Raw genomic sequence first — 23,621 nt, 5'->3', positions numbered from 1 at the left:
AATCAATATATAATATTGAATGAACGTTCAATATATCGATTATAAACTAATTGAAAAAATTTTCTTAGAAATATGGACAGTCGATTTAGAATTGAGAAATAATCATTGTTCCTTGAAGTCTGACTAAACCAAACGAAGTACTAAAGAGCATAATTATGAAAAGAAGGAAATTTTTGGCAAGTGGAGCTACCATGGCTATCGGGGCTTCTGCGCCCATTTTTTCAGCAAAAGCTGCCAATGAAAAGAACACCAAGGCACCCGTACTTACTGTTGCCCATATCACCGATGTACATATTCGTCCCGAGGATAATATACCAATTCGAGCGATTGACTGGCTCAAACTTGTCAAAGATCATAATCCAGATTTTTATTTGAATGGTGGAGATAGTATCCACGATGCCTCATACGCTAAGGTAACACGGGAACGGACGCTGGAACAGTGGGAAGCTTGGGATCAATTTAGGGCGGAGATCCAAGAGGCCAGAGTGTATAGCTGTATAGGAAATCATGATCCCTGGTGGGACGTACCCTCTCAGGACGATGAAATGTATGGCAAACCCTATGTAGTAAAACGGCTAGAGATGCCAGCCCCTTATTATAGCTTCGATGAAAAAGGTTGGCATTTTATAATTCTAGATGGAAATCATGAAGGTATCAGTCTAGGGGAAGAACAAATGAGCTGGTTAGAAGATGACCTTGCTGCTTTGGCTCCGAATACTCCCACCCTTGTCATGTCACATTTCCCTATCACCTCTATAACCAATGCCTTGGTGGGCGGTCAACACAGTGACCATAAGGAATTGAAGAAACTTTTTTATACCCATAAAGATAAGGTGCGTGTTTGCCTCAGCGGACATCAGCATCTCCTAGATCGAGCCTGGTACAATGACGTTCACTATTTCTGCAATGGCTCCTTAAGTGGATTTTGGTGGGGAGACGGGGATGAGCATTCTGCCGGTAAGCAATATTACCTCGAAACAGCACCAGGTTTTGCGATTTTAGAATTATTCGCTGACGGCTCTGTAGAAAATAAATATTTTCCTATGATTTGATTTTGACCATTCTCGAATGGCATTTCCTAATAGTCGGATACTTAAAGTGGGGCAGTTGCAATGGTTATTTTATGTTAAAATATGCTGTGTAAATGATAACCCTGCAAATAATTTAAGGAATTTCTTAGGAGGACATACTGTTTAAATAGCAATAAAATAAGATTTTTTTTAATTATAGCAACAATAAAAACTTGGGCACTTAGCCTAATAAATTTTTGCGACCTTTCCTATTATTCTCGGGTTCTGCCAATATTATATTTCATGTTTTCAGTATTAATCAATTATTAAAATATGATTACTAAAAATATAATTGCTTTGATTCGTAGAAATCAATATTTAATATTGAATGAATGTTCAATAAAAATTTGTACTTTCAGTAAGTTAGAAGAGTAAATAATTCAGTTAGAAATCTAATTCAAATCAATATTTTATGGAAGAAATTTTACAAAAGTCAACATTTTGGAACAGTCAAAGTAAAGGAATTGGATTTCTGATTCTGATGTTCTTTGCTATCTGTTTTGAGTCATTTGCCCAAGGGGAGGTGACTGGAAAGGTGACCGATAGGTCTGGACTAGGCATGCCTGGAGTTTCTGTATTAATCAAGGGAACGCAAAACGGAGCCATTACTGATTTGGATGGAGCCTATACGATCGTTACTCCTTCAGCGGATGCAATTTTGATTTTCTCATTTATCGGCTACACCTCAGAGGAACGGCCAGTGGCAGGTATGTCCGTGATAGATGTAGAACTGAAGGAAGAAGACACACTTCTTGAGCAGGTCGTTGTTGTAGGTTATGGTACACAGAAGAAAGTGAACGTAACAGGAGCGGTAGATCAATTGGCTGGTGACGAAATCTCTAATCGTCCTATCGCCAATGTGGTGCAGGGTCTTCAAGGCATGAGCCCGGGACTTAACATTACTTATCAAGGTGGTAAGCCAGGTTCTGTACCTAATATCAACATTCGAGGTTTTACCTCTATTAATGGTGGTGGACCGCTGATCGTCATAGACGGAATCCCTGGCAATAACAGTGATTTATTGAGACTTAGCCCTTCTGATATCGAGTCTTATTCGGTACTAAGAGATGCTGCTTCTGCTGCTATTTATGGTGCCAGAGCTGCCTTTGGTGTGATTTTGATCACTACTAAGAATGGACAAGAAGGAAAGCAGCAGATTTCTTACAATAGCTATTTTGCATGGGGTAAGCCATCTGTGGTACCAGAACCAGTGACGGACCCATATATTTATTCTAGGGTTTTGGAAACTTCAACCAACAATACACCTTGGGATTATGTGAACTATTCTGATGCGCATTACCAATGGGCAAAAGAAAGGTCTGAAGACCCATCGGTGGAAGACACTAGATTAGATCCAACTAACCCTAACCTATATGCATATATGGGTAACAATGATTGGAATGATTACTTTTTCAATTCTTCTAGTTTCTCTACAAACCAAAGTCTTTCTATCTCTGGAAATTCTGGCGGGAAAATGCCAATAGGATACTATGTATCTGGTGATTACACCAAAGAAAATGGACTGAACAAGCTGGCACCAGATTACTGGGATCGCTATTCATTAAGAGCTAAAGTAAATATAAAGCCATTACCATGGTTGACAGTAGATAACAACTTGAATATCTACCAAACCAAGCGTGCTGATCCTACTAATAGTCTTACTGATGTCTATTACTTACAACCTACTGACGTGGCAACGAACCCAGATGGAACCTGGGCAAATACTGCTACCGGTAGATTGGCAGCTAGATTAGTAGATGGTGGTAGAAACCAAGAAGACATGTTCGGTTTTCAAGATATTATCCAAGCAACAGCATCCTTTCTAGACGGTGACTTGACCTTCACTGGTCGTGGTAGCTTCAAAAGAGAGCAGTGGAAATATCACTGGGATCAGACAAAATACAACATTGGCTATGGACCTGAAGATATCAGAACTGAAGGTGGTGCAGGATCTGTAACTGAAAGAAATGGCACCTTAATCAATACGATCTTTGATCTATTCGGTAAGTATTCTAAAACTCTGGGCGATCATAGATTTGACGTGCTAGCTGGATACAACCAAGAGAATTATGAATATTCGACTATTCAGGCTGAAAGAAGAGTCCTAATTTCTTCTTCTCTACCTTATATAGGATTGACTACTGGAGACTCATTTATTACGCCTTCTTATAGCACTTATGCCTTGAGAAGTGGTTTTGGAAGAATCAATTACTCATTCAAGAATCGTTATATCTTAGAAATAAACGGTAGATACGATGGATCATCAAGATTCCCAAGTGACAACCGCTGGGGTTTCTTCCCATCTGTTTCTGGTTCATGGTTGGTGATGGATGAGGAGTTTTTCTCTGGCATTACCAATGTGGTTTCTACCTTTAAACTCAGAGCTTCTTATGGTAGCCTTGGTAACCAAAATGTAGACAACTTCGGGTATATCCAGACATTGCCAACAGGACTTTCCGGCTATTTAATAGATGGAAACAGACAGACTGTGATTCTCTCATCACCATCATTGGCAGTAGATCCTACTAATTATACTTGGGAGAAAGTAGTTACAAATAACATCGGTTTGGATTTTGGAATGTTAGGAGACCGTATCACTGGTACTTTTGATTATTTCATTAGAGATACTAAAGGCATGCTTACTGATCCAGTAGAGCTTCCTGCAGTTCTTGGTACTAGCCCTCCAAAACAAAATGCCGCTGATCTACAAACCAAAGGATTTGAACTTTCTGTGGGTTATAGAGATCAATTTGGTAGCACAGCCAATCCTGTAACCTTTGGTATCAAAGCAATCCTTTCTGATTCAAGATCTCATATCACGAGCTTCCAAAACGAAAATCAACTCTTATCTAACTACAGAGTAGGTCAAGAGATTGGCGAGATTTGGGGATTGGTAAATGATGGCATTATGGAAAATGAAGATGACATTGCAAGCCTAGACCAATCTGCAATCGTTCCTTGGGGAGCTATAGATGTGGTGCCAGGTTGGCCTAAATACCAAGATCTTAATGGAGATGGTAAAATCGTACAAGGTCAAACTGCTGAAGAACCACAGGATCTTGCTATTATCGGAAATACGACTGCTAGATATCGTTACGGATTTAATCTTGACATGAGTCATCGTGGATTTGATCTTTCTATATTCCTTCAAGGGGTAGGCAAGAGAGATTATTACCCAAGACATTACCTGTATTGGGGCCCATATCAGCAACCATATGCTAATATCTACCCTTGGAACTTAGATTACTATAGAGGCCAAGCGGATAGTCAAGATTTGATCGCTCAACACTCTGATTCTTACATCGAAGCAGGACTGGCTGAGCAGAATCTGGAATCAGAATTCCCAGTTCTTCAAGCATGGCTTGCGGATGCTAACTATGGTTCAGGTCTAGCTATTCCACAAACAAGATACCTTCAAAATGCAGCGTATTTGAGAATCAAGAATATCACCTTGGGTTACAGCTTCCCTGCAGCTGTATTACAAAAAATGAAAGTCAGTAGAATCAGGCTATTTGTCTCTGGAGAGAACATCTTTGAATTTTCTCCTATCAAGCAATATATAGATCCTGAAGCTATCAATACTGGCAGTGGATGGGCTTACCCATTCCAGAGAAAATTCTCTTTCGGAGTTAATATCGATTTGTAATTAAGAAATGAATAAGATCATGAAAAAATATATCGTCTTAATAGCTGCAGTGATGGCATTGTCTTCCTGCAACGATGAATTTCTGGATAGGTATCCACAAACTTCAGTGGCACCTGAAGAGTTTTTCAAGTCTGAAGAAGACCTTGAACTCTATGTAAACGGCCTACTTACCATGGCTGGGCCTGGAAGCTACCAAGCTGGTCAAAGCAGTGACAATATGGCTACAACTGGAGCCGTAGAAATCAAGAATATAGTAACAGGCACTCCAAGCTCTCAAACACTTACTGGTGGATGGAACTGGGGCACTTTGAGAAATATCAATTATTTCCTGGACAATTATGAGAGAGCCGTAGCTTCAGAAGAAGCTATTGCGCATTATGTTGGCTTGGCTAGATATTACAGAGCTGTTTTCTACTTCGGAATGGTCAAAAGATATTCTGATGTTCCTTGGTATGAACATACGTTAGATCCTAGTGATGATGAGCAGCTATACAAGACTCAGGATTCTAGAGAAAGAGTAATGACTAACGTGATGGAAGATTTGAAGTTTGCAGTAAACAACGTACGTGAATCCGTACCTTCTGGTACTCCAGGATTATCCGCAATCAAAGCATTCTATACTCGTCTGACTCTGTACGAGGGAACCTACAGAAAGTACCATTCAGAACTAGGGCTAGAAGGTTCTGCTTCGGATTTCTTACAAAAGGCTCGTGATATGGCATCAGACATCATGGAATCAGGTAAATATTCTGTTTATTCTACTGGCCATCCTGAATCAGACTATGCAACTCTTTTCAGTAGTCAGGATCTAATGGGCAACTCTGAAGTAATTCTGGTTAATGCATATGACGCTACTAAAGATAGAAGTGGTGATGTAAACACTGGAGTGTTTGGAGATTATGAGCAGTCTCCTTCTAGAGACTTGGTTATGAGCTATTTAATGAAGGATGGTTCTTATTATTCTTCAGTTCCTAATCACATGCAACTCGGTTTTGTAGATGAATTTCAAGACAGAGATCCTAGATTGATGCAGACTGTAGCCTATCCTGGATGGGTTCGAGCACCAAATTCCGTCCCTTATATTCAGGGTCTGAATAAGAACTTTACTGGTTATCACCAGATCAAAGGATATCAGAACACTACGGATAATATAGAGATTTCAAGTGCTGATTTCCCTGCCTATCGATATGCAGAGGTTCTATTGTCGTATGCAGAAGCTAAAGTTGAATTGAATGAGTTGACACAGGCAGATCTAGATATGTCAGTAAATCTACTGAGAGAAAGAGCAGGTATGCCAGCATTGAATATGGTAGAAGCTAATATGTCTCCAGATCCATTTCTTGTGGCGAAATATCCAAACCTAAGCGGTTCTAATCTAGGAGTTACCTTAGAGATCAGAAGAGAAAGAAGAGTTGAATTTGCAGTGGAAGGCTATCGATACGATGATATGATGAGATGGCATGCAGGCAAATTATTCGAAAATATTCCTCAGGGAATGTACTTTGCAGGTCTTGGTAAATACGATCTAACTGGCGACGGCGTAGAAGATATTATCTTGGTCAGCAAGGACACCACCATTCCAGTAGGAGATGAAAAGGAGAAAAACAGCCTTGGCGTAGATTTGCTTTATTACAAAGCAGGTACTATCGATGAGAATGTAGATGTATTCTTGGAAAATGGTGAAGATGGTGGAATGATGGTAACTGAGACAAAAGCACGGACTTTTGAGGAGCCTAAATACTACTATCGTCCAGTGCCTGTCCAGCAGGTGACATTGAATCCTAATTTGAAGCAGATCTTCGGCTGGAATTAATATAGAATTTTGAACTTGCACGGTGGCTTGACTCTAAAGGTCAGGCCATTTTCATATAGTGACTTACAGTATATAATTAGAAAAAGAATGAAAAGAATACTAATGGCCGTTGCCATGGCGCTACTTGTCTCTCAAGGATACGCTCAGAAAAATGCCAAAAAGGTACTATTTGTAATACTTGACGGAATACCTGCCGATGTCCTTGACAGCGTAGCTACTCCAAATATTGATAAAATCTCTGCTGTAGGCGGATATACGAAAGCTAGTATGGGCGGTGAAGTTGGAGGATATTCTCAAACTCCCACCATTTCTGCTGTAGGTTACAATTCTCTATTGACTGGCGTTTGGGCAAATAAGCATAACGTCTGGGGAAACAGCATCAAAAAGCCGAATTACAACTACTGGACAATTTTCCGGATGCTGAAGGAGTCAGATCCAAGCAAGAAAACAGCGATCTTTTCTACCTGGTTAGACAATAGAACCAAACTAGTAGGAGCAAATCTACCTGAAACCGGCCCCTTCATTTTTGACTATTACTTTGATGGAATGGAGTTGGATAGCTTGAATTTCCCACATGGAGATGACAGAACGTTCATTTATAAAATCGATGAAGCTGTATCCAAAGAAGCTGCTAGCTACATACAAACGGAAGCTCCTGATATGTCATGGATGTATTTGGAATATTCTGATGATATGGGGCACAGCTTCGGCAATAGTCCTCAAATGATCGACGGCGTAGAGAAAGCCGATGTGCAAATCGGGCGCGTATGGGAAGCTATTCAGCATAGAGAAAAAGCTTTCGGAGAAGATTGGTTGATCGTAATCACCACCGATCATGGTAGATCTGCAGATGGCTTTGGTCACGGTGGTCAAACCCAGAGAGAGCGTACTATCTGGATAGTAACTAATTCTAAAAACACTAATGCTCATTTTGAGGAAACGCCGCAAATGGTGGACATCCTACCTTCTATTGCTAATCACATGGGATTGTCTATTCCTAAAAAGATTGCGATGGAATTAGATGGATCACCATTCATCGGCCCAGTAGCGGCATCAAGCCTTAAAGCTGAACTGACTAATGGTGAAATTAAAATGAACTGGAAATCTCTTGCCAAAGGTCAAAAAGGTAAAGTTTGGGTTTCTACCACCAACAATTTCAAAACTGGTGGTCTGGACAACTACTGGCTCGTAGGCGATGTAAACTTAGACGATGAACAGAAGACATTCTCCCTCAACGGAACTCAATCAGAGATCTTCAAGGTAGTCCTTGAAACTCCGGCTGGATACCTGAATTACTGGGTAGTAAAGTAAGCTGAGCTATTCGTTTAGCAGCTACAAAAAGGGGCTAAATTAGCGTATCAAGCTAGTTTAGCCCCTTTTCATTTTTCCAGCAAATCAAATAACCTAAGTCGAGTCCTAATCCAAAAGCACTTTTTCCTTCTTAGGATATTTGACCTCATACTGCAGTGGAATAACCTGCTGCCCACCGGCAGGGATGGTCAATTGCCAAGTAACTTTTCCAGTCTGTGGATCAAGGCTTCCTCCAGACAATTCTAGGGATTCTACGCTAATCTCCGAATTCACCGACACTGGAATTTGATCCAACAGACTGATCGTAATCGCTTGAGACTTATTATTTCTCACGGTGATTTCATAGCCACGAGTTTCCGTGATATTATTACCGATACTTCGCTTTTTGGAAAACTCTCCTTTTTTCTCCCTCTGAATCACTATGCTTTTATCTCTGCCCATAGATATCTCTAAGGTGTCCTGTAGCGCTGCAGCATCCAAGATGGATTTGCCTACAAAACCATCCTCAAAGTACAAGTTGCTCTCCCCTTGCAACAAGCTATACTGACTCCAATCAGTGACCTGAGCAATTAGGAATGCATCATTATCGAGTTTGGGTACTGCTGAATACTGGTAGATCGCCGGGATATCGTAGCCCTTCAGATCTACAAGAGTTTTTTCTCCATTTGATTTAATGGAATATGGCTCGGCAACTTCGATTTCTACGGTCGTTTGGTTTTCGACTACTGTAGTAGCGATAGAATTCGCTACTTCCAATTCCATAGTAGGTGAAGACATTCTTCGTTCTCTGTTGGATATATCGATCCCAGCAACTTTACCCTGTAAAGCATATCCTACCTCCACCACTTCATTCAGTGCTTGGGTATCTGGATTCAATCGAACATTCAGCACTGGGGAGTTGATGAATACTTCCTTTGGAGCATAACCAATAAAGGAGGCAATCAATGAAGAGGAATTTGGTGGGAGTGTCAGCGAGTATTTCCCTTCAAAATCTGTAGCAGTCCCTATCGTGGTTCCCTTCACCAAAATGCTAGTTCCTGGAAGAGCTTCACCTGTCCCTGCATCTAATACTCTTCCAGAAACAGTAGTGAAGCTCTGAGCTTTTGGAGTGTAGGAGGTCAATCGTGCATAATTCAGCTCCCACTTGTCCAATTCTGGGATTTGACCGCTTTGATTTGGATTACCGTTGGAAAATCGAAGCTTCACATTTTTCCAATTCACTCCAGTATTCTGATAAACTTCCGCCTTGTAATTCAAGGAAAGCGGAGAACTCACATTTTTTACTCGCACGTCATATTTGGGATACCAACCGGCATTTGCAACCAAGTAATTCAGTTCAAAGCTGGCTGGTCCAGCAGTCTCCGTTTTTACTCTTATTCGGATTTCAGAAGTGGATTTGTTACCAGATTCCCGCATGGCATTGATCTGATTTCTAAGTTTAGCGATCTCCTGTCTTTCATTTTTCACATTTTCCGAGATCTCCAATTCCTCATTTTTGATTTTCATCAGTTCAGAATCATAAAATTCTATCGCTTGCTTGAGCTCCGCTACCGTAGGACCTGCTGCTGCCCCGCCAAGTTTTTTATTGGCATTGAGCAGCTCATTTTTCTCCTTCAAAACTTCCATTCGCTGATTTTCTCGATTCTGATTAGTTTGGATCGTTTCGATTTGAGTTTCTAGAGCCTTTACTTTTTCGCTCACTTCCACTTCAGTCAGATAGTCCATCCTCCTATTCACAGCCTGAATCGTGAAATTCCCCAAGCCTTTCACCTGTATGCTTTTCTCATCTATGTATGGCGAAAGCCCCTTGATCAACACAAGAGACTCCCCTGCCGCAAGTTGGCCTTGGGCAGTTTCGAAAACCTGCGCACCAGAGAGGAAAACGGTTACTTCTTTGATTCCAGACTTAAAGGGGGTTTCTTTTATTTCTTGAGAAAAGGCTACAAGGCTAAGTAGAAATAGGATTAAAGTAAAAGATGGTTTTTCCATAGCTGAGTTGTTAAACAATTTATGATTTGATTTTTTTACGCTTTATGAAACACAGTGTTACCAAATTAGCTGTTAAGAAATCCAAAGAGCATGGATTCCCAAAAAATATTTTCCCCTAGTCCAACAGGGTTTGTTAACTTTTTGCACTTAAATCATCTAGTAACTTCCCCATTTTCCGCACGATTACTCAAACTATTATCATTGCCATCATCGAGGGCTTGACCGAATTTTTACCTGTATCATCTACGGGACACATGATTTTGGCTTCTGCCGCCATGAATATCCACGAGGATGAATTTGTCAAAACCTCCGAGATTTTCATACAGCTAGGAGCAATTCTCGGCATTGCGCTGATCTATCTCAAGCGATTTCTGCAATGAATCACTATTTGCCTAAAGTTGTTTGCAGCATTTGTTCCCCGCAGGTGCAACCCGTGGATATGCAAAATGATGATGGGATACGGCAACACTGAAGATGTTGAACTCATATCTTAGGAATTCCAAAAAATATATATAAACGTAGATACAATCTACGCTTAGTGGGGATACCATTTCCCCCCCCTGAGAAACATTACATCCTATAAATGGAATGAAAATCCCGATTAAATTTAATTAATCGGGATTTTTAATTGTTAGGCAGTTTGTCCGGCATGCTTGCCTTCCCGAAATTCTTCTACCATTTTCTTATTAAATGCAGGAAGGTCTTTGGGACTCCTAGAGGTAACTAACCCACGATCAACAACAACTTCTTCATCTATCCAGTGTGCACCGGAATTTTCAAGGTCTTTTCTTATTGATTCAAATGAAGTCAAGGTGCGACCATTAGTCACCTCTGCCTGTATTAGCATCTGAGGTCCATGGCATATTGCTGCTACTGGCTTATGATCATCAAAAAAACTTTTGACGAAATTTACCGAGGTCATGTCCCGTCTCAATAGGTCAGGATTGATCACACCACCAGGTATCATCAACGAATCAAAATCTTTCGAACTTACCTGATCTACCCTAGCATCTACCTTGATCTCATCACTCCAGTTTCCATTTTTCCAGCCTTTTATATGATCATTTTCAGGAGAAATAATAAACACTTCCGCGCCTTCACGTTCTAGCGCTCGTTTTGGTTCTACAAGTTCTGATTCCTCGAACCCATTGGTGGCAAGGATTGCTATTCTTGCATCTTTTAATAAACTCATGATAATTGTGGTTAAGTTGGTAATTACTTCCTCTTATTAAGAGAAAGTAGCTTCTGTATGGAAGCGATAAAAGAATTACCAATACTATTCCAAAAAGAATATCCCTCCTTATCAGATATTAGGCAGCATTCGAATATTTCTGACCTAGTAATAACTCCTCAATTTGAGAAGTCAAATCACAAAATCGGGAGGAGTTGCACCCATGGCTATTCAAGGTTTGTCCCCATTTGGGATCATTTATCCGGCATTAATTGGATCATGAAACGCATGACCACGGAGTGGGTCATGAGTTTTAACGTTTGTCCTTATACATGACCACAATGTTGTGAGAAAACCTTTAACTATTTAAGAGCGCGTATTCTCATCACCAATCTGGTATTCACATAAGTAATTATTTCACCTCGGTGACTATCTTGCGTATTATTACAACTCAAATCAATGAAGAGAAGCCTTTTAGTAATCACCATTCTTTTTCTAAGTATAAAAACTTTTGCCCAAGGCGATGGTCCAAAATCCCACAATTTTGCACCTACAGGGATATGGGGAATTAATCCTAAATACCTTCATCTGACCCAAAACTTGGTACCATCAGGAACAATTTTGGTCGACGGAGCTGAGTTCACAATTGACGTAGCCCCCATTACCTTATTTCACACATTTGGGATCAAGGGCCGCTATGCCCGAGTTTATGCAATGATTAATCCAGGATCAGCCACTGGTAACGTTGAAGCTAGCCCTGGAGTAACTTCAATAAATGCGAATGGCTTTGCAGATGGCTTTGTCGCGATGGAACTGGGCTTGATTAATTCTCCAGCTTTGACGATTCAGGAGTTTTCAAAACATACACCTACCTTCACCATGACTGGAAATCTTAGGTTATGGTATTCGGGTACCTACGATAGTGAAAAACTGTTGAACCTAGGTACAAATAGGTGGATTATCGAAGTGGGTACACCTATGAATATCCCCTTATCCACCACGCCTGGAAAAGCTACTTGGTTGGAAACTTATCCATACATGCAGTTTTATACTGACAATAATGACCCTGCTAGAAGTGCTCGAGCAGAGGTAACAGCGCAGAAGGCAATGTTTAGAATTGAAAACCACTTAACGCATAATTTCACTCCTAAGCTATGGGCAAGCTTTGACTTCTCCTATCAATATGGAGGTAGAACAGTGGTGGATGGTGTAGACGATGATAACTTAATCAATATTCTCGGTGGAGGGGCCACAGTTGGTTACCAGGTTTTGCCTTATCTAAGTGCCTATGTAGGCTATGGAACTGTATTCGCTGGCGACAATGACGCAAATGTGGATATGTTTAGATTCAGTGTGGCATTCACTTATGCCAATATGAAAAAGTAGATTGATCTTTATTAATACATACTGATTCCCCCATTCAGATCTTAAATAGAAAAACCTGTCCGACGACAGGTTTTTCTATTTCATTAAGGCTATTCAAGGCAATTGACTGCTACAGCCTGAAATCCAAATAGTTTTTGCTCAGCCATTTTTCCTCCAAAGAGATTTTGGCCCAATCTCCTTTGATGGTAGAAATAAAAATCTCCTCAGATTTCATCAATTTATCCACTATTGAATATTGTGTGCCTGGCCCAGATCTCACATGCAGTACATTTGCATTGACGGTGGCTCTTTGCACATCTGTAGTGTACTTTCCATAAACCCAGTGTGACTGGCTTTTGGAGATTTTCAGCCAGCCATTTGACTCCTCATATATCCTTAGAATTGCACCCAATTGAACCGAGTCTCTATCTGTGGCTTTGGAAGCAGAACTAGTTGGGCTTATCCGTACATTCAAAGAATTTGCTGTGACGGCTACATATTTATCGAGTCCTGGAGGCAAGTGCGGAATGGGAGCACTTTGAAGTGCTTGCTCTACCAACGGAAGGAAATTGGTCATACAGTCCTCTACTTTATTTCCACCAAAGAAATTAGTGCCTGGACAGGATTTATTTCCACCTGTTCCATTATTTCTTTTTCCTGTGCTCAATTCAAACCAGTGATGGTAAATGATGCTAAAGGTATTCACCGGAAGTCGGAATTTATCGCATAAGGCAGCCGTCATTTGTATGATAGCGAGCCGGTGCTCATTGGTCATGGTATCTTCATTCGCATCAAAATTGCCAAGATGCTCAATACAAATGGAATCTCGATTGGCGCCGAAAATACAGGCTGGTGGTAATTCTAAGTTTCTCCCTGTCACAATTGTACCATCAGGAAAGCTGGTAAAATGCTGCCCAATATCAGACCAACCATTATTCCGAACATGGTGGTTTTTCATAGCTCGCTGCCTCTCGAAGTGATTGGTTCCATTGAAATGTGTGTAATCGGGACTCCAAGTATGATGCTGTTGAACAGTAAGAATGGTCCTAGCGATACGCTGAGATTGAATCCATGAGCTAAATTCAGCTATACTCATTTTGGTGAATCCATATTTTGATTCCATAAGAATTAGGTTTAAAAGTTGAAAAATTATTCGAAAGAATAAGTTAAACAAAAATCATTATCCCTTGATTATGAACACGATCTATTTTTTTTACCGGCATAGGATGCCATTATTATTGATTTATATTTACTCAGACTCATTTTTTTTAAAAAGCCTGCTGCTGAAATCATCCTATTTGGAACTGCACCAGCCACAGTTCTGATTTACATGGTGCTCTCCGTGCATAAGGATAAATAATAGGCGCTCTTCGAGCCTGACAGGTAAAAAAAAATCATCAAAAAAGCCCCATTGAATCAAATCAATGGGGCTTTCACTATATACTCTTGGTATTAATTTCCTTTTTCTCCGATAGAGATCATTGCACATCTGAAGCCAATGTGGTTGGTAGCAGAATCCTGTTGCATAAATCTTCTTGTACCCGGAGCTAACCAATAGGCTACATCTCTCCAAGAACCTCCTTTGTAAACTCTCAGCTCATCTGTAAGCATGGAAGTTTGGTAAGTATCTTCTTCATCACCTACACCAGAATTTCTTACTGGGTTAAGGTCATCCATATCTTGAAAGGATAGAGGACGATAAATATCTTGTACCCACTCATTCATGTTTCCAGCCATATTGTAAAGACCAAAATCATTTGGTGCAAAGTCGTAAACATTGGCAGGGATGATGTCTCCATCATTTGATTGACTTCCGGCGATTCCACCATAATCACCTCTACCTCTTTTGAAGTTGGCAAGGAAATCACCTTGCTTACCTTTTCTTTTGACATTATAAGGATTTCTTACCCCTCTTCCATCCCAAGGATAGATACGGCCAAATTCCTGATTCTCGTCTAGGTATTGAGTACCAATCATCGCTTTAGCAGCATATTCCCATTCTGCCTCTGTTGGCAATCTGTAATCAGCTAGCGCAACTCCTCGTTCTACTAATTGACTTTTGGTAAAAGTAGAATCGATACCTCTGTCTTTTCTAATGATTTCCTGTACGTATTCTGTTCTCCATTTAGAGTAACCAGACGCTTGAACCCATGATACTCCAGCTACAGGGTAAAAGTTGAAGCCTGGAAATCTGAAATAATAGGATTGGTACATGTCATTGAATGTCATCTCACCACCAGCCCAAACATTATCAGAAGGCTCAAGTTTAAGAAGAGAATCGGCACTCACTTTTTTCTTCATATCGAAAAGATACTCTCGATAATCGTTATTCGTTACTTCCGTTTCATCCAGATAGAAGTTTGCAAGCGTAACTGTTCTTTCCTGATTATCTCGGAAAGCCATCACATCTTCCTCCTGAGTACCTAGCACTGCTCTGCCACCTTGGATGAATTTTAAATTTGGTCCTGGAATTTGCTCCGCATTTTTGGCTACAAAAAATTGTGTAGAATCATTTTCATCAAAATTGAATTCTGCTCCAGTAGTCGCACTTTTTTTGCCAGGCTTATGAGCAGTTCTTCTGCCGTAGGAGCTATTTTTATTACAAGAGGTTAAAATAGAGCTTCCAACTATTGCCAAAGCTGCTACCCACATTCCCCATGATTTGTTACTCAGACGCATATTTCTAATTGTTTTAGGTCTTTTTCAGTGTGCTAATATAATTGCAAAGTCAAGCACTTCCAATGATTTGCGATGAAGTCCCTACATTCCTTTTGGCAAAAACCCGCCAAAACCTCAGAAAATCAACAAAATCGATAGGCAAATCTGCAATTTTTGTGCCACTAAATAAATTCAAAATTAGGCATCATTCATTTCCTTGAGCTTAATCTGCGCCTTGGAAATAGTCGATACATTCGATAATGTAAGAATCAAACGATTTTTGTACTCCTTTATTTTGCAAAGTTTGCTATTCATCTGCGCAAATCTCATGATTTTTTGGAAAATATCTGAGGAATAGTAATCATCCCGTGTAGATGGCAGCAAATGACATTTCATAAGATTGCCTTTCAATACAAGTTTTTCTATCCCAAGCTTCTCAGCTTTCCAACGCAAACGAACAGTTTCCATCAGGTCTTCCACAGAATCAGGCAATGGCCCAAATCTATCAATCAGCATAGTGGAAAACTTGCCCAGTTCCTCCTCATTTTTGATCGCATCAAGTTTGGAATAAAGCCCCAATCTCTCAGAGATATTCCCAACATAATCCTCTGGAATCAATAATTCCAAATCTGTTTCAATCGTACAATCCTGAACGAGCACTTTGACTTTCTCTGCCAAATCTGTTTCAAACAGGGCAGCAAATTCATTTTCCTTCAATTCCTGAACAGCCTCATCGAGGATCTTATGATACATCTCGAAACCCAGATCAGTGATAAAGCCACTTTGCTCCGCTCCCAACAAGTTCCCAGCACCTCGAATGTCGAGATCTTTCATGGCCACTTTGAAGCCATCACCCAGATCTGAGAATTCCTCCAGCGTCTGCATGCGCTTCCTAGCTTCTGCAGTCAATCCAGACATAGGCTGAGTAAGCAAGTAGCAAAAGGCTTTCTTATTACTTCTACCTACACGTCCACGCATCTGATGCAAATCACTCATACCAAACATATGCGCCCGATTGATCATAATCGTATTTGCATTCGGAATATCCAGTCCTGACTCGATGATATTGGTAGATACCAGCACATCGTATTCGTGATGAATAAAATCCACCATGATTTTTTCCAGCTTTTTCCCATCCATCTGACCATGCGCACCGGCCACCCGAGCATCGGGAACGAGTTTCATAATCAAATTGGCGATCGAGTCAATCTCGCCTACACGGTTGTGGACAAAGAAAACCTGCCCCCCTCTTCTCAGTTCGTATGACACAGCATCTCGAATCACTTCCTCCTGGAAAGTCTGAACTTCGGTCGTAACTGGCTGTCGATTAGGTGGAGGAGTAGCAATGATAGACAAGTCCCTTGCTCCCATTAGGGAAAAGTGCAAAGTTCTAGGAATTGGTGTGGCAGTTAAAGTCAGCACATCCACGTTGACACGAAGGTTCTTTAGCTGATCCTTTACTTTCACGCCAAACTTCTGCTCCTCATCAATCACCAACAATCCCAAATCCTTGAAGACAATATCCTTATTGACAATCTTATGGGTACCTACGAGAATATCAATCTCCCCGGTTTTCACCTGAGCGATGATTTCTTTGATTTCTTTTGCAGTGCGAAAGCGATTGATGTATTCTATTTTCACAGGAAAATTACCCAAGCGCTCATTGAAAGTCTGGAAATGCTGCATGGCAAGAATTGTAGTCGGTACCAGAACAGCAACCTGCTTTCGATCATTTACTGCTTTGAAGGCAGCACGAATGGCTACTTCGGTTTTCCCAAAGCCCACATCCCCACAAACCAAGCGATCCATTGGATAGGACTTCTCCATATCGGTTTTCACATCCTGCGTCGCAATAGCCTGATCAGGAGTATCCTCATAGATAAAGGAAGATTCTAGCTCAATCTGTAGCACCGAATCTGCGTTAAACGCGAAACCTGGCGCAGCTCTACGCTTAGCATAGAGCGCGATTAAGTCCTTGGCAATATCTTTTACCTGCTTCTTCGCTCTGGATTTTTTGTTTTCCCAGTCTGGCGAACCCAGCTTCGACATGGACGGAGCTGCTCCTTCCTGTCCAGAGAATTTTGAGATTTTGTGTAAGGAGTGAATATTCACATAGAGTAAATCGTCATCTCTAAACACTAAGCGGACAGCTTCCTGCATTTTGCCGGCCACATCCACTTTTTCCAAACCTGCAAAACGGCCAACGCCATAATCTACATGGACGATGTAATCACCGGGATGAAGTGCTTTCAACTCCTTTATAGTAAGGGCTTTGGATTTGCTCGCCTTATCACGGGTCTTATATCGATGAAATCGCTCAAAAAGCTGATGATCTGTGAAGCATGCAATCTTAGACTGTCTGTCTTCAAAACCTTCCCGCAGGCCGAGTAACATACTTTGCACCTGCAATGTCGGATCCAATTCCTTGAAAATACCTAGCAGTCTATCTATTTGCTTAGCATTTTCGGCTGTTAGTATATTGACGTATCCTTTCTTTTCATTCTCTGCCAGCTGCGTGACGAGCAAGTCAAAATTCTTATTGAAAGAAGCCTGAGGCTGAGATTCCCAAGTGCTTTGCTTGGCATTTTTGAGATAAAACTGCTTGCCAAATTCTACCCTGGAGAAATTCGTTGAGCTAGTGGCAAAATCAGAACCCTTGTCAAATAAATCACTAGGGCCGAGCACAGTTTTAGTATTGTTGGTCTGATCAATGATTTTATCAAAAGCCAGAGAAGCCTTGTGAAAACATTCGTCCATCACATCCAGCGTCAACTGATAGTCTTTGATCCATAAGACCGTCTCCTCAGGTAAAAAGCCCAAAAATGACTGACGAACTTCTTGAAGAAGCTTAGTTTGTACATTGGGTATCAAAGAAATCTGATTCACGCTAGCAATAGAAAGCTGCGATTCTGGATCAAAAGTCCGTATGCTTTCAATCTCTTTACCGAAAAGCTCCAAGCGATATGGATGCTCATTAGAAAATGAGAATACATCCAGAATTCCACCTCGAATGGCAAATTGCCCTGGTTCGTACACAAACTCCGTACGCTCAAAATCGTAGCTCGCCAGGATTTCTGACACGAACTCCATATCTACCTGCTCACCTACTTTGGCTATAAACGTATTTTCTGAAAGTGAGCGTTTGTTGATCACTCGCTCATACAAAGCCTCTGGATAGGTAATGATAATGCGTGATTTTCCTTTTTCCTCTAGGACAAGGTTGAGGATCTCAGAGCGCATGAGGACATTTGCATTGTCCACTTCCTCATACTGATATGCCCGCTTGAAACTGGAAGGAAAGATCATGTGCTCCTCAGTATTCAGCAAATTCTGAAGATCAGAATTGAGGTATGCTGCTTCCTCTTTGTCCTGCGCTACAATCAGGTGAATCCCGCCTTTTGTCTGGTAAAGTGCCGCAAATAGCACCATATCCAAACTTCCGGACAAACCCCTTATTTGCAGGCTAAGCTTCTCGCCACTTGAAATCTCATGTGCGATCGTTTGAAAAATAGGGTCTGATTGGTAAATGGAAAGAAAGTCCTGACGATCCAATAGCTTGTGATTTTAATAGAAGTTTGGTGGGTCAAAGTTAGTGCTTTATGAATTCTGATCTTTGATATCATGCAGCTTTTCCCTGCTAATAAACATTTGGAAGCTGTAAGAGTTCAGAATGAATGTCTTGCTTCAGAAAAGACAGTCAGTCAATTGTACAAATCCCTACTTTCTCGAGTGCTATCTATCGGAAAAAAACGCTTGTAATCACCTTCTGGGGGAATATCTTGATAGGTATAATAGCTTTTGGTTACAAGATTCGTTTTATAAACAGTGAAGACTTCATTATAGTTAAAACGCTTTCTTGAGCAAAAATCATCAGTAAGCAAAATGTATAAATCAATCTCGTCTGAATTAATTGAATCCCATTCTTCAAAGCTCATTTCCGATGAAAATTTAGCGCCATAATCCAACAGTTCAGAGAATGTGATTTTCAAAAGGTCAGGAGGATTCAAATCTAGATCTACATTAAAGAGATGAACTGATGCCAAAGAATCCTTGCCCTTGTAAGTATTAAATGGGGGAACACAGCACACTTTGTTCGAAGCGATAGAAAAGTACTGCCCAGAGATTGTTCTAGGATTTTCCCACTTTTGGCAGTCGTCGATGATAACGTAAATCTTCTCTTTCTCTACAGTGGAAAATGAGGCTGAAATAAGCAAGAAAATCACTGTACATATTGCTAAACTATTTGACATCTAATTAACTTACTTTTACCCCCCCTAGATCATCACTAGAAATGGGAAAAGGGTACATAATAAATGGCAGACTAATTAATTCTACTATTGTAATATGCTGTTTTCACTGAATAAGCCGAAAGTTATTCACAACTTTTAAGCTAAAAGTTTCCTCTCCGATTTTCTTCATCCCTGGATCATCTATCACTTCCCTTCATACACAAACATTTCCTTATCTTTGCCCCCTGATCACAAAAACCAAAACATGCTCTCAATTTACTGGCGAGCGTATTGACATAGAAAACCATGAGTAAAGAAGTTCGCGTAAGATTCGCTCCATCACCTACAGGCCCATTGCATATCGGCGGGGTGAGAACCGCACTATATAATTACCTTTTTGCCCGGAAAATGGGCGGCAAGTTTCTACTAAGAATAGAGGACACTGACCAAAACCGTTTTGTGCCTGGAGCAGAGGAATATATTAAGGAATCTTTGGCCTGGCTGGGAATATCTCCAGACGAAAGCCCATGGAATCCAGGTGACACCGGCCCTTACCGACAATCTGAACGCAAGCAATCTTACATGCAGTACGCTCTTGACTTAGTAGAAGCTGGACATGCCTATTACGCGTTTGATACTTCTGAAGAATTGGAAGCTATGCGGGAACGCTTGGAAGCTGCGCGAGTAGTGCAGCCGCAGTACAACAGCATCAGCAGAACCCAGATGAAAAACTCTCTGACACTTCCAGAAGCAGAAGTGAAGGAAAGATTGGCCTCTGGCGATCCTTATGTGATTCGAGTGAAAATCCCGCGCAAAGAGGAAGTTCGTCTAAATGACATGATTCGTGGTTGGGTGATGGTTCAGTCCGCTACTTTGGATGATAAGGTGCTGATGAAATCTGACGGCATGCCTACTTATCATCTGGCAAATATTGTGGATGATCATCAGATGAGAATCACTCATGTCATCCGAGGCGAAGAGTGGCTTCCTTCTGCTCCATTACACGTTTTGCTATACAAGTTTTTTGGTTGGGAAGACAGCATGCCTCAGTTTGCGCACTTGCCTTTGCTATTGAAACCTGATGGCAATGGAAAACTTTCCAAGCGTGACGGAGACAAATTAGGCTTTCCTGTTTTTCCTATCAACTGGGAAAACAAAGTGACCGGTGAAACTGCGGCAGGTTTCCGTGAGCAAGGATATTTTTCAGATGCATTCTTGAATTTCTTAGCTTTCCTAGGCTGGAATCCTGGGGATGAGCGAGAAATCTTCACTTTGGATGAACTGATCGACGCCTTCTCGGTAGAAAGAATTGGCAAGTCAGGAACCAAGTTTGACATTGCAAAAGCCAAATGGTTCAACGAGCAATATTTGAGAGCAAAGTCAAATGCAGAATTGGCGCCTTATGTGATTGCTGATGCTGCTGCTGAAGGTATCACCATACTTCCTGAAACTGCAGAGGCGATCGTATCCTTGACAAAGGATCGTGTAACCTTCCCTGCCGAACTATGGAAAGGAAGTAAATTTATGGTCGAAGCTCCTAGCACCTTTGATGAGGCTATAGCAGGCAAAAGATGGAACGCCGATGCAGTCACTGTATTGACCGCTTATGCCGAAACCTTGGAAGGGTATACTGGCGAATTTGATGCCGAAAAGGCAAAAGCTATGCTGGGAGAAACTGCTGAAGCTAAAGAAATCAAATTAGGAAAAGTGATGCAGGCTGTGCGACTTGCCGTAACTGGAGTTGGTGCAGGACCGGATTTGATGGAGATTTTTGCTATTTTGGGGACAGAGGAAGTGGCCAAGCGAATCAGATTTGCGTTAGCTACTTTAGAAGTAATCGGCTAAAAATATAAGCTATGACAAAGAAGAAAAAGAAAAACGAAGACCCTAAGGTTCATGAAGACTTGAATGGCTTCAAAATGGACATTAATTCCTTTGGTGAGATATCCTCTTCCTTTTCTATTGATAAAATCAACGAGTTTCTCAATAAGAATGTAGAAGACAAGAAGCTAAAGGATAGAGATGATTTGAAATCAGACGAAAAGGAGAAGAAGTCTTAAAAAAAGGTATAGAGCCCTCGTGAAAGCATCTAGATAATTATCGAAAAGCATTCGCGAGGGTTTATTGCTCCATCGCACCTCGCATCCCAATAATTATCGGGATGTAATAGTGAGGTCATATATAGGATTTGCAATCCGTAAAAAACTTCATCCTTCAGCATCTCTCTGAAACCAAATTATAAGAGATGATTTTTCAGACCTCCGGATTCTAGATCTTACTAGTATCCTCTAGTTCTAGTAGCAATACCCAATTCGGATTTTTTGATTACAAATCCTTCGGTAGTCATTCGAAGTTGCAAACTTCGAATAGCCAAATTATCGGAATTCAAAATGCCAAAACTGTTTGATCTGCATGAAATTGTATTTCAATTTCAAAAAACCTAGTATTATCAGTAATTTTATTTATTTTAAGGATCTATTTTATTTTGACTCAATTATCCTTAAGCTCCTCAGTTCTAATACTCTTCTGACGAGTCTAGCGTAAAAACACAATTTCACACGCTATTACTTTCCCTGCCTATGATTTCTAGGTTTACAAAGAAGCTAAAAGACATTTTTAGAAAGGTATCTCAACATTGTTTGGGTGGAACTTTGATATTGAGCTTGGGCATATTGATTTTTTCTCTTGGAGAGGTGAAGGGGCAGTGTGTGATTACTGAAAACACAGCAGGAGTTCATACATTTATTGTACCTGCAGGAGTTACAGAAATCACAGTCGAAACCTGGGGCGCTGGTGGAAGAGGAGGCTCTAGAACTAATAATGGCGGTAGTGGAGGAGGAGGTGGTGGTGGCTATTCTAGATCAATTATATCCGTTACACCTGGAGAAACCTATAGTTATACTGTGGGGGCTGGAGGTGCTGTCGGATCCATTAATGGAGGTATTTCTAGGTTTTATTTAGGTGCAACTGACCATGTTTTAGCCAATGGAGGCATAGGTACTAACAACAATTCGAACACAGCAGGAACTGGCGCAACTACTTCTGGTGCAATAGGAAACCAGGAAACAAAACCAGGAGGTGCAGGAGCATCCGGTAATACTTCTAGGGGAGGTGGAGGTGGTTCATCTGGAAATTTGGGTGAAAATGGTGTTGCTGGCTCTGGATCTACAGGGGGAAGTCATACCGTAGGAGTTGGAGATGGAGGAAATGGCGGAACTGGTACAAACGACAACGGCGATCCTGGTAATGCTCCGGGAGGAGGTGGCGGAGGTGCGATAAGAGATTGTATAGGATGGGGGTGCAGTGATTTAGAAGGAGGAAATGGCGCTAATGGTCGAGTTCAAATCACCTTTAGACCAACTCCTACTTTTTCTGTTTCGCCAACCGTCAATGTCTGTGAAGATGTGGAAGATGTAGTTTATACCACTCAGTCAGATGCAGCAATAAGCAACTATGACTGGTCCCTGCCAGGGACAGCAGGCATCGACTTTTCCATAGAAGCTGGTGGGATTAGTATCAGTGATCATACCGTTACTGTCCGATGGCTAACACCTGGCCCCAAAGCAGTCACAGTGAATTACACTGTAACTGCTTATGGAGTAAGTTGTGATGGCGAAAGCCCAGCTAGTTCGACTGTCACTGTTGATCCTGTCACAAGAATAGAAACCAACCTTAGTACCACGGCACCTCCAATAGTTTGTGAAGGAGGAAGTTTCCCAGCTCTGTCTGTAACTGCATCTGGAACTGGCACATTGTCCTATCAATGGTATAGTAATACATCTGCCAATACTACTGGCGGTACTACTATAGGCACTGACTCACCTACTTTCACTCCTCCCGCAACAACTACTGGAGATTTATACTACTATGTAGAAGTAACCGGAGATTGTGGGCCAGTTGCTACTTCACTTGTTTCTGGAGTACATACTGTAACCCCTTTGACTACGATTACCACACAACCTATTGGTGATGCCTATTGCCAAAACGAAGCCCCAACAGACCTGGTAGTGGCGGCTACTGGCACAGGAATAATTGATATCGAATGGTTCTCTAACAGCTCAAATTCAACTACTGGAGCTACCTCTGTGGGAACAGGCACTACATTTACCCCTCCTACTACTACTGCAGAAACAACCTACTATTTTGCTGTTGCTGCCAGTGCAACTTGTGGATCCATCACATCAGATATTGTGGAAATAGAGGTGACACCAGAAACTACAATTGATACCCATCCTATAGGTAGTGTTTATTGCCAAAACGAAACTCCTACTGATTTATCGGTGGTGGCAACTGGTACGGGAAGCATTGCCTATGAGTGGTTCTCCAACACCTCCAACTCCACTATTGGAGCCACATCCGTTGGTACGGG

Annotated in this window: 15 protein-coding genes; 9 read left to right on the top strand and 6 right to left on the bottom strand. The window is 41.2% G+C overall.

Annotated features, from left to right (window positions below; all coding sequences use genetic code 11):
- Positions 1 to 155: 155 nt before the first annotated feature.
- The 4 genes from LV85_RS07740 (at position 156) to LV85_RS07725 (ending at position 7,840) form a co-directional block, all read left to right on the top strand.
- A complete protein-coding gene (locus tag LV85_RS07740; protein WP_111317957.1) occupies positions 156 to 1,052 on the top strand; it encodes a metallophosphoesterase family protein in 897 nt (298 codons plus the stop codon).
- A 430-nt stretch (positions 1,053 to 1,482) separates the two neighbouring features.
- Positions 1,483 to 4,716 (top strand): SusC/RagA family TonB-linked outer membrane protein, encoded by a 3,234-nt coding sequence (locus LV85_RS07735; RefSeq protein ID WP_111317954.1) that lies wholly within the window; start codon positions 1,483 to 1,485, stop codon positions 4,714 to 4,716.
- Positions 4,717 to 4,735: 19 nt separating this feature from the next.
- On the top strand, positions 4,736 to 6,529 hold the full coding sequence (locus LV85_RS07730) for a RagB/SusD family nutrient uptake outer membrane protein (RefSeq protein WP_111318419.1): 1,794 nt from the start codon (positions 4,736 to 4,738) through the stop codon (positions 6,527 to 6,529).
- Between the two features lie 87 nt (positions 6,530 to 6,616).
- Positions 6,617 to 7,840 (top strand): alkaline phosphatase family protein, encoded by a 1,224-nt coding sequence (locus LV85_RS07725; protein WP_111317952.1) that lies wholly within the window; start codon positions 6,617 to 6,619, stop codon positions 7,838 to 7,840.
- A gap of 105 nt (positions 7,841 to 7,945) precedes the next feature.
- Here LV85_RS07725 and LV85_RS07720 read toward each other — a convergent pair whose 3' ends face one another.
- Complete coding sequence (locus LV85_RS07720; RefSeq protein ID WP_111317950.1) at positions 7,946 to 9,829, bottom strand: DUF4139 domain-containing protein; 1,884 nt, start codon at positions 9,827 to 9,829, stop codon at positions 7,946 to 7,948.
- 170 nt (positions 9,830 to 9,999) lie between these two features.
- Between LV85_RS07720 and LV85_RS07715 the strand changes: the two genes are divergently transcribed.
- A complete protein-coding gene (locus tag LV85_RS07715) occupies positions 10,000 to 10,209 on the top strand; it encodes an undecaprenyl-diphosphate phosphatase (RefSeq protein ID WP_111317947.1) in 210 nt (69 codons plus the stop codon).
- Between the two features lie 251 nt (positions 10,210 to 10,460).
- On the opposite strand, the gene LV85_RS07710 is transcribed toward LV85_RS07715, so the two are convergent.
- On the bottom strand, positions 10,461 to 11,021 hold the full coding sequence (locus LV85_RS07710) for a type 1 glutamine amidotransferase domain-containing protein (RefSeq protein ID WP_111317944.1): 561 nt from the start codon (positions 11,019 to 11,021) through the stop codon (positions 10,461 to 10,463).
- Positions 11,022 to 11,459: 438 nt separating this feature from the next.
- On the opposite strand from LV85_RS07710, the gene LV85_RS07705 reads away from it, so the two are divergent.
- Entirely contained in the window at positions 11,460 to 12,386 is a 927-nt protein-coding gene (locus LV85_RS07705) for a transporter (RefSeq protein WP_111317941.1), read from the top strand.
- 109 nt (positions 12,387 to 12,495) lie between these two features.
- On the opposite strand, the gene LV85_RS07700 is transcribed toward LV85_RS07705, so the two are convergent.
- From LV85_RS07700 to LV85_RS07685, 4 genes are all read right to left on the bottom strand, one after another.
- On the bottom strand, positions 12,496 to 13,488 hold the full coding sequence (locus LV85_RS07700) for an N-acetylmuramoyl-L-alanine amidase (RefSeq protein ID WP_111317938.1): 993 nt from the start codon (positions 13,486 to 13,488) through the stop codon (positions 12,496 to 12,498).
- Positions 13,489 to 13,817: 329 nt separating this feature from the next.
- The gene (gene gldJ / locus LV85_RS07695) at positions 13,818 to 15,044 is read right to left on the bottom strand and encodes a gliding motility lipoprotein GldJ (RefSeq protein WP_111317935.1); all 1,227 of its coding nucleotides are present in this window, start codon (positions 15,042 to 15,044) and stop codon (positions 13,818 to 13,820) included.
- Between the two features lie 177 nt (positions 15,045 to 15,221).
- Positions 15,222 to 18,575 (bottom strand): transcription-repair coupling factor, encoded by a 3,354-nt coding sequence (gene mfd, locus LV85_RS07690; RefSeq protein ID WP_111317932.1) that lies wholly within the window; start codon positions 18,573 to 18,575, stop codon positions 15,222 to 15,224.
- A gap of 149 nt (positions 18,576 to 18,724) precedes the next feature.
- Entirely contained in the window at positions 18,725 to 19,273 is a 549-nt protein-coding gene (locus tag LV85_RS07685) for a hypothetical protein (RefSeq protein ID WP_146260446.1), read from the bottom strand.
- Between the two features lie 285 nt (positions 19,274 to 19,558).
- On the opposite strand from LV85_RS07685, the gene gltX reads away from it, so the two are divergent.
- The 3 genes from gltX to LV85_RS07670 all read left to right on the top strand — a co-directional run.
- Positions 19,559 to 21,097 (top strand): glutamate--tRNA ligase, encoded by a 1,539-nt coding sequence (gene gltX, locus LV85_RS07680; protein ID WP_111317927.1) that lies wholly within the window; start codon positions 19,559 to 19,561, stop codon positions 21,095 to 21,097.
- Positions 21,098 to 21,108: 11 nt separating this feature from the next.
- The gene (locus LV85_RS07675; protein WP_092899224.1) at positions 21,109 to 21,312 is read left to right on the top strand and encodes a hypothetical protein; all 204 of its coding nucleotides are present in this window, start codon (positions 21,109 to 21,111) and stop codon (positions 21,310 to 21,312) included.
- Between the two features lie 612 nt (positions 21,313 to 21,924).
- Positions 21,925 to 23,621 (top strand): glycine-rich domain-containing protein (locus LV85_RS07670; protein WP_146260445.1); only part of this gene is annotated, 1,697 nt, incomplete at its 3' end.

The sequence above is a fragment of the Algoriphagus chordae genome (assembly GCF_003254055.1).
GTDB lineage: Bacteria > Bacteroidota > Bacteroidia > Cytophagales > Cyclobacteriaceae > Algoriphagus > Algoriphagus chordae.
The sequence above is the reverse complement of the archived record's forward strand: the minus strand, read 5'-3'. Positions and strand labels throughout refer to the sequence as shown.

What these genes read in the sequence shown, in the direction of transcription:
- LV85_RS07740 (WP_111317957.1), top strand. Translation starts at nt 156, where the DNA reads ATGAAAAGAAGGAAATTTTTGGCAAGTGGAGCTACCATGGCTATCGGG.
- LV85_RS07735 (WP_111317954.1), top strand. Translation starts at nt 1,483, where the DNA reads ATGGAAGAAATTTTACAAAAGTCAACATTTTGGAACAGTCAAAGTAAA.
- LV85_RS07730 (WP_111318419.1), top strand. Translation starts at nt 4,736, where the DNA reads ATGAAAAAATATATCGTCTTAATAGCTGCAGTGATGGCATTGTCTTCC.
- LV85_RS07725 (WP_111317952.1), top strand. Translation starts at nt 6,617, where the DNA reads ATGAAAAGAATACTAATGGCCGTTGCCATGGCGCTACTTGTCTCTCAA.
- LV85_RS07720 (WP_111317950.1), bottom strand. Translation starts at nt 9,829, where the DNA reads ATGGAAAAACCATCTTTTACTTTAATCCTATTTCTACTTAGCCTTGTA.
- LV85_RS07710 (WP_111317944.1), bottom strand. Translation starts at nt 11,021, where the DNA reads ATGAGTTTATTAAAAGATGCAAGAATAGCAATCCTTGCCACCAATGGG.
- LV85_RS07705 (WP_111317941.1), top strand. Translation starts at nt 11,460, where the DNA reads ATGAAGAGAAGCCTTTTAGTAATCACCATTCTTTTTCTAAGTATAAAA.
- LV85_RS07700 (WP_111317938.1), bottom strand. Translation starts at nt 13,488, where the DNA reads ATGGAATCAAAATATGGATTCACCAAAATGAGTATAGCTGAATTTAGC.
- gldJ (WP_111317935.1), bottom strand. Translation starts at nt 15,044, where the DNA reads ATGCGTCTGAGTAACAAATCATGGGGAATGTGGGTAGCAGCTTTGGCA.
- LV85_RS07685 (WP_146260446.1), bottom strand. Translation starts at nt 19,273, where the DNA reads ATGTCAAATAGTTTAGCAATATGTACAGTGATTTTCTTGCTTATTTCA.
- gltX (WP_111317927.1), top strand. Translation starts at nt 19,559, where the DNA reads ATGAGTAAAGAAGTTCGCGTAAGATTCGCTCCATCACCTACAGGCCCA.
- LV85_RS07675 (WP_092899224.1), top strand. Translation starts at nt 21,109, where the DNA reads ATGACAAAGAAGAAAAAGAAAAACGAAGACCCTAAGGTTCATGAAGAC.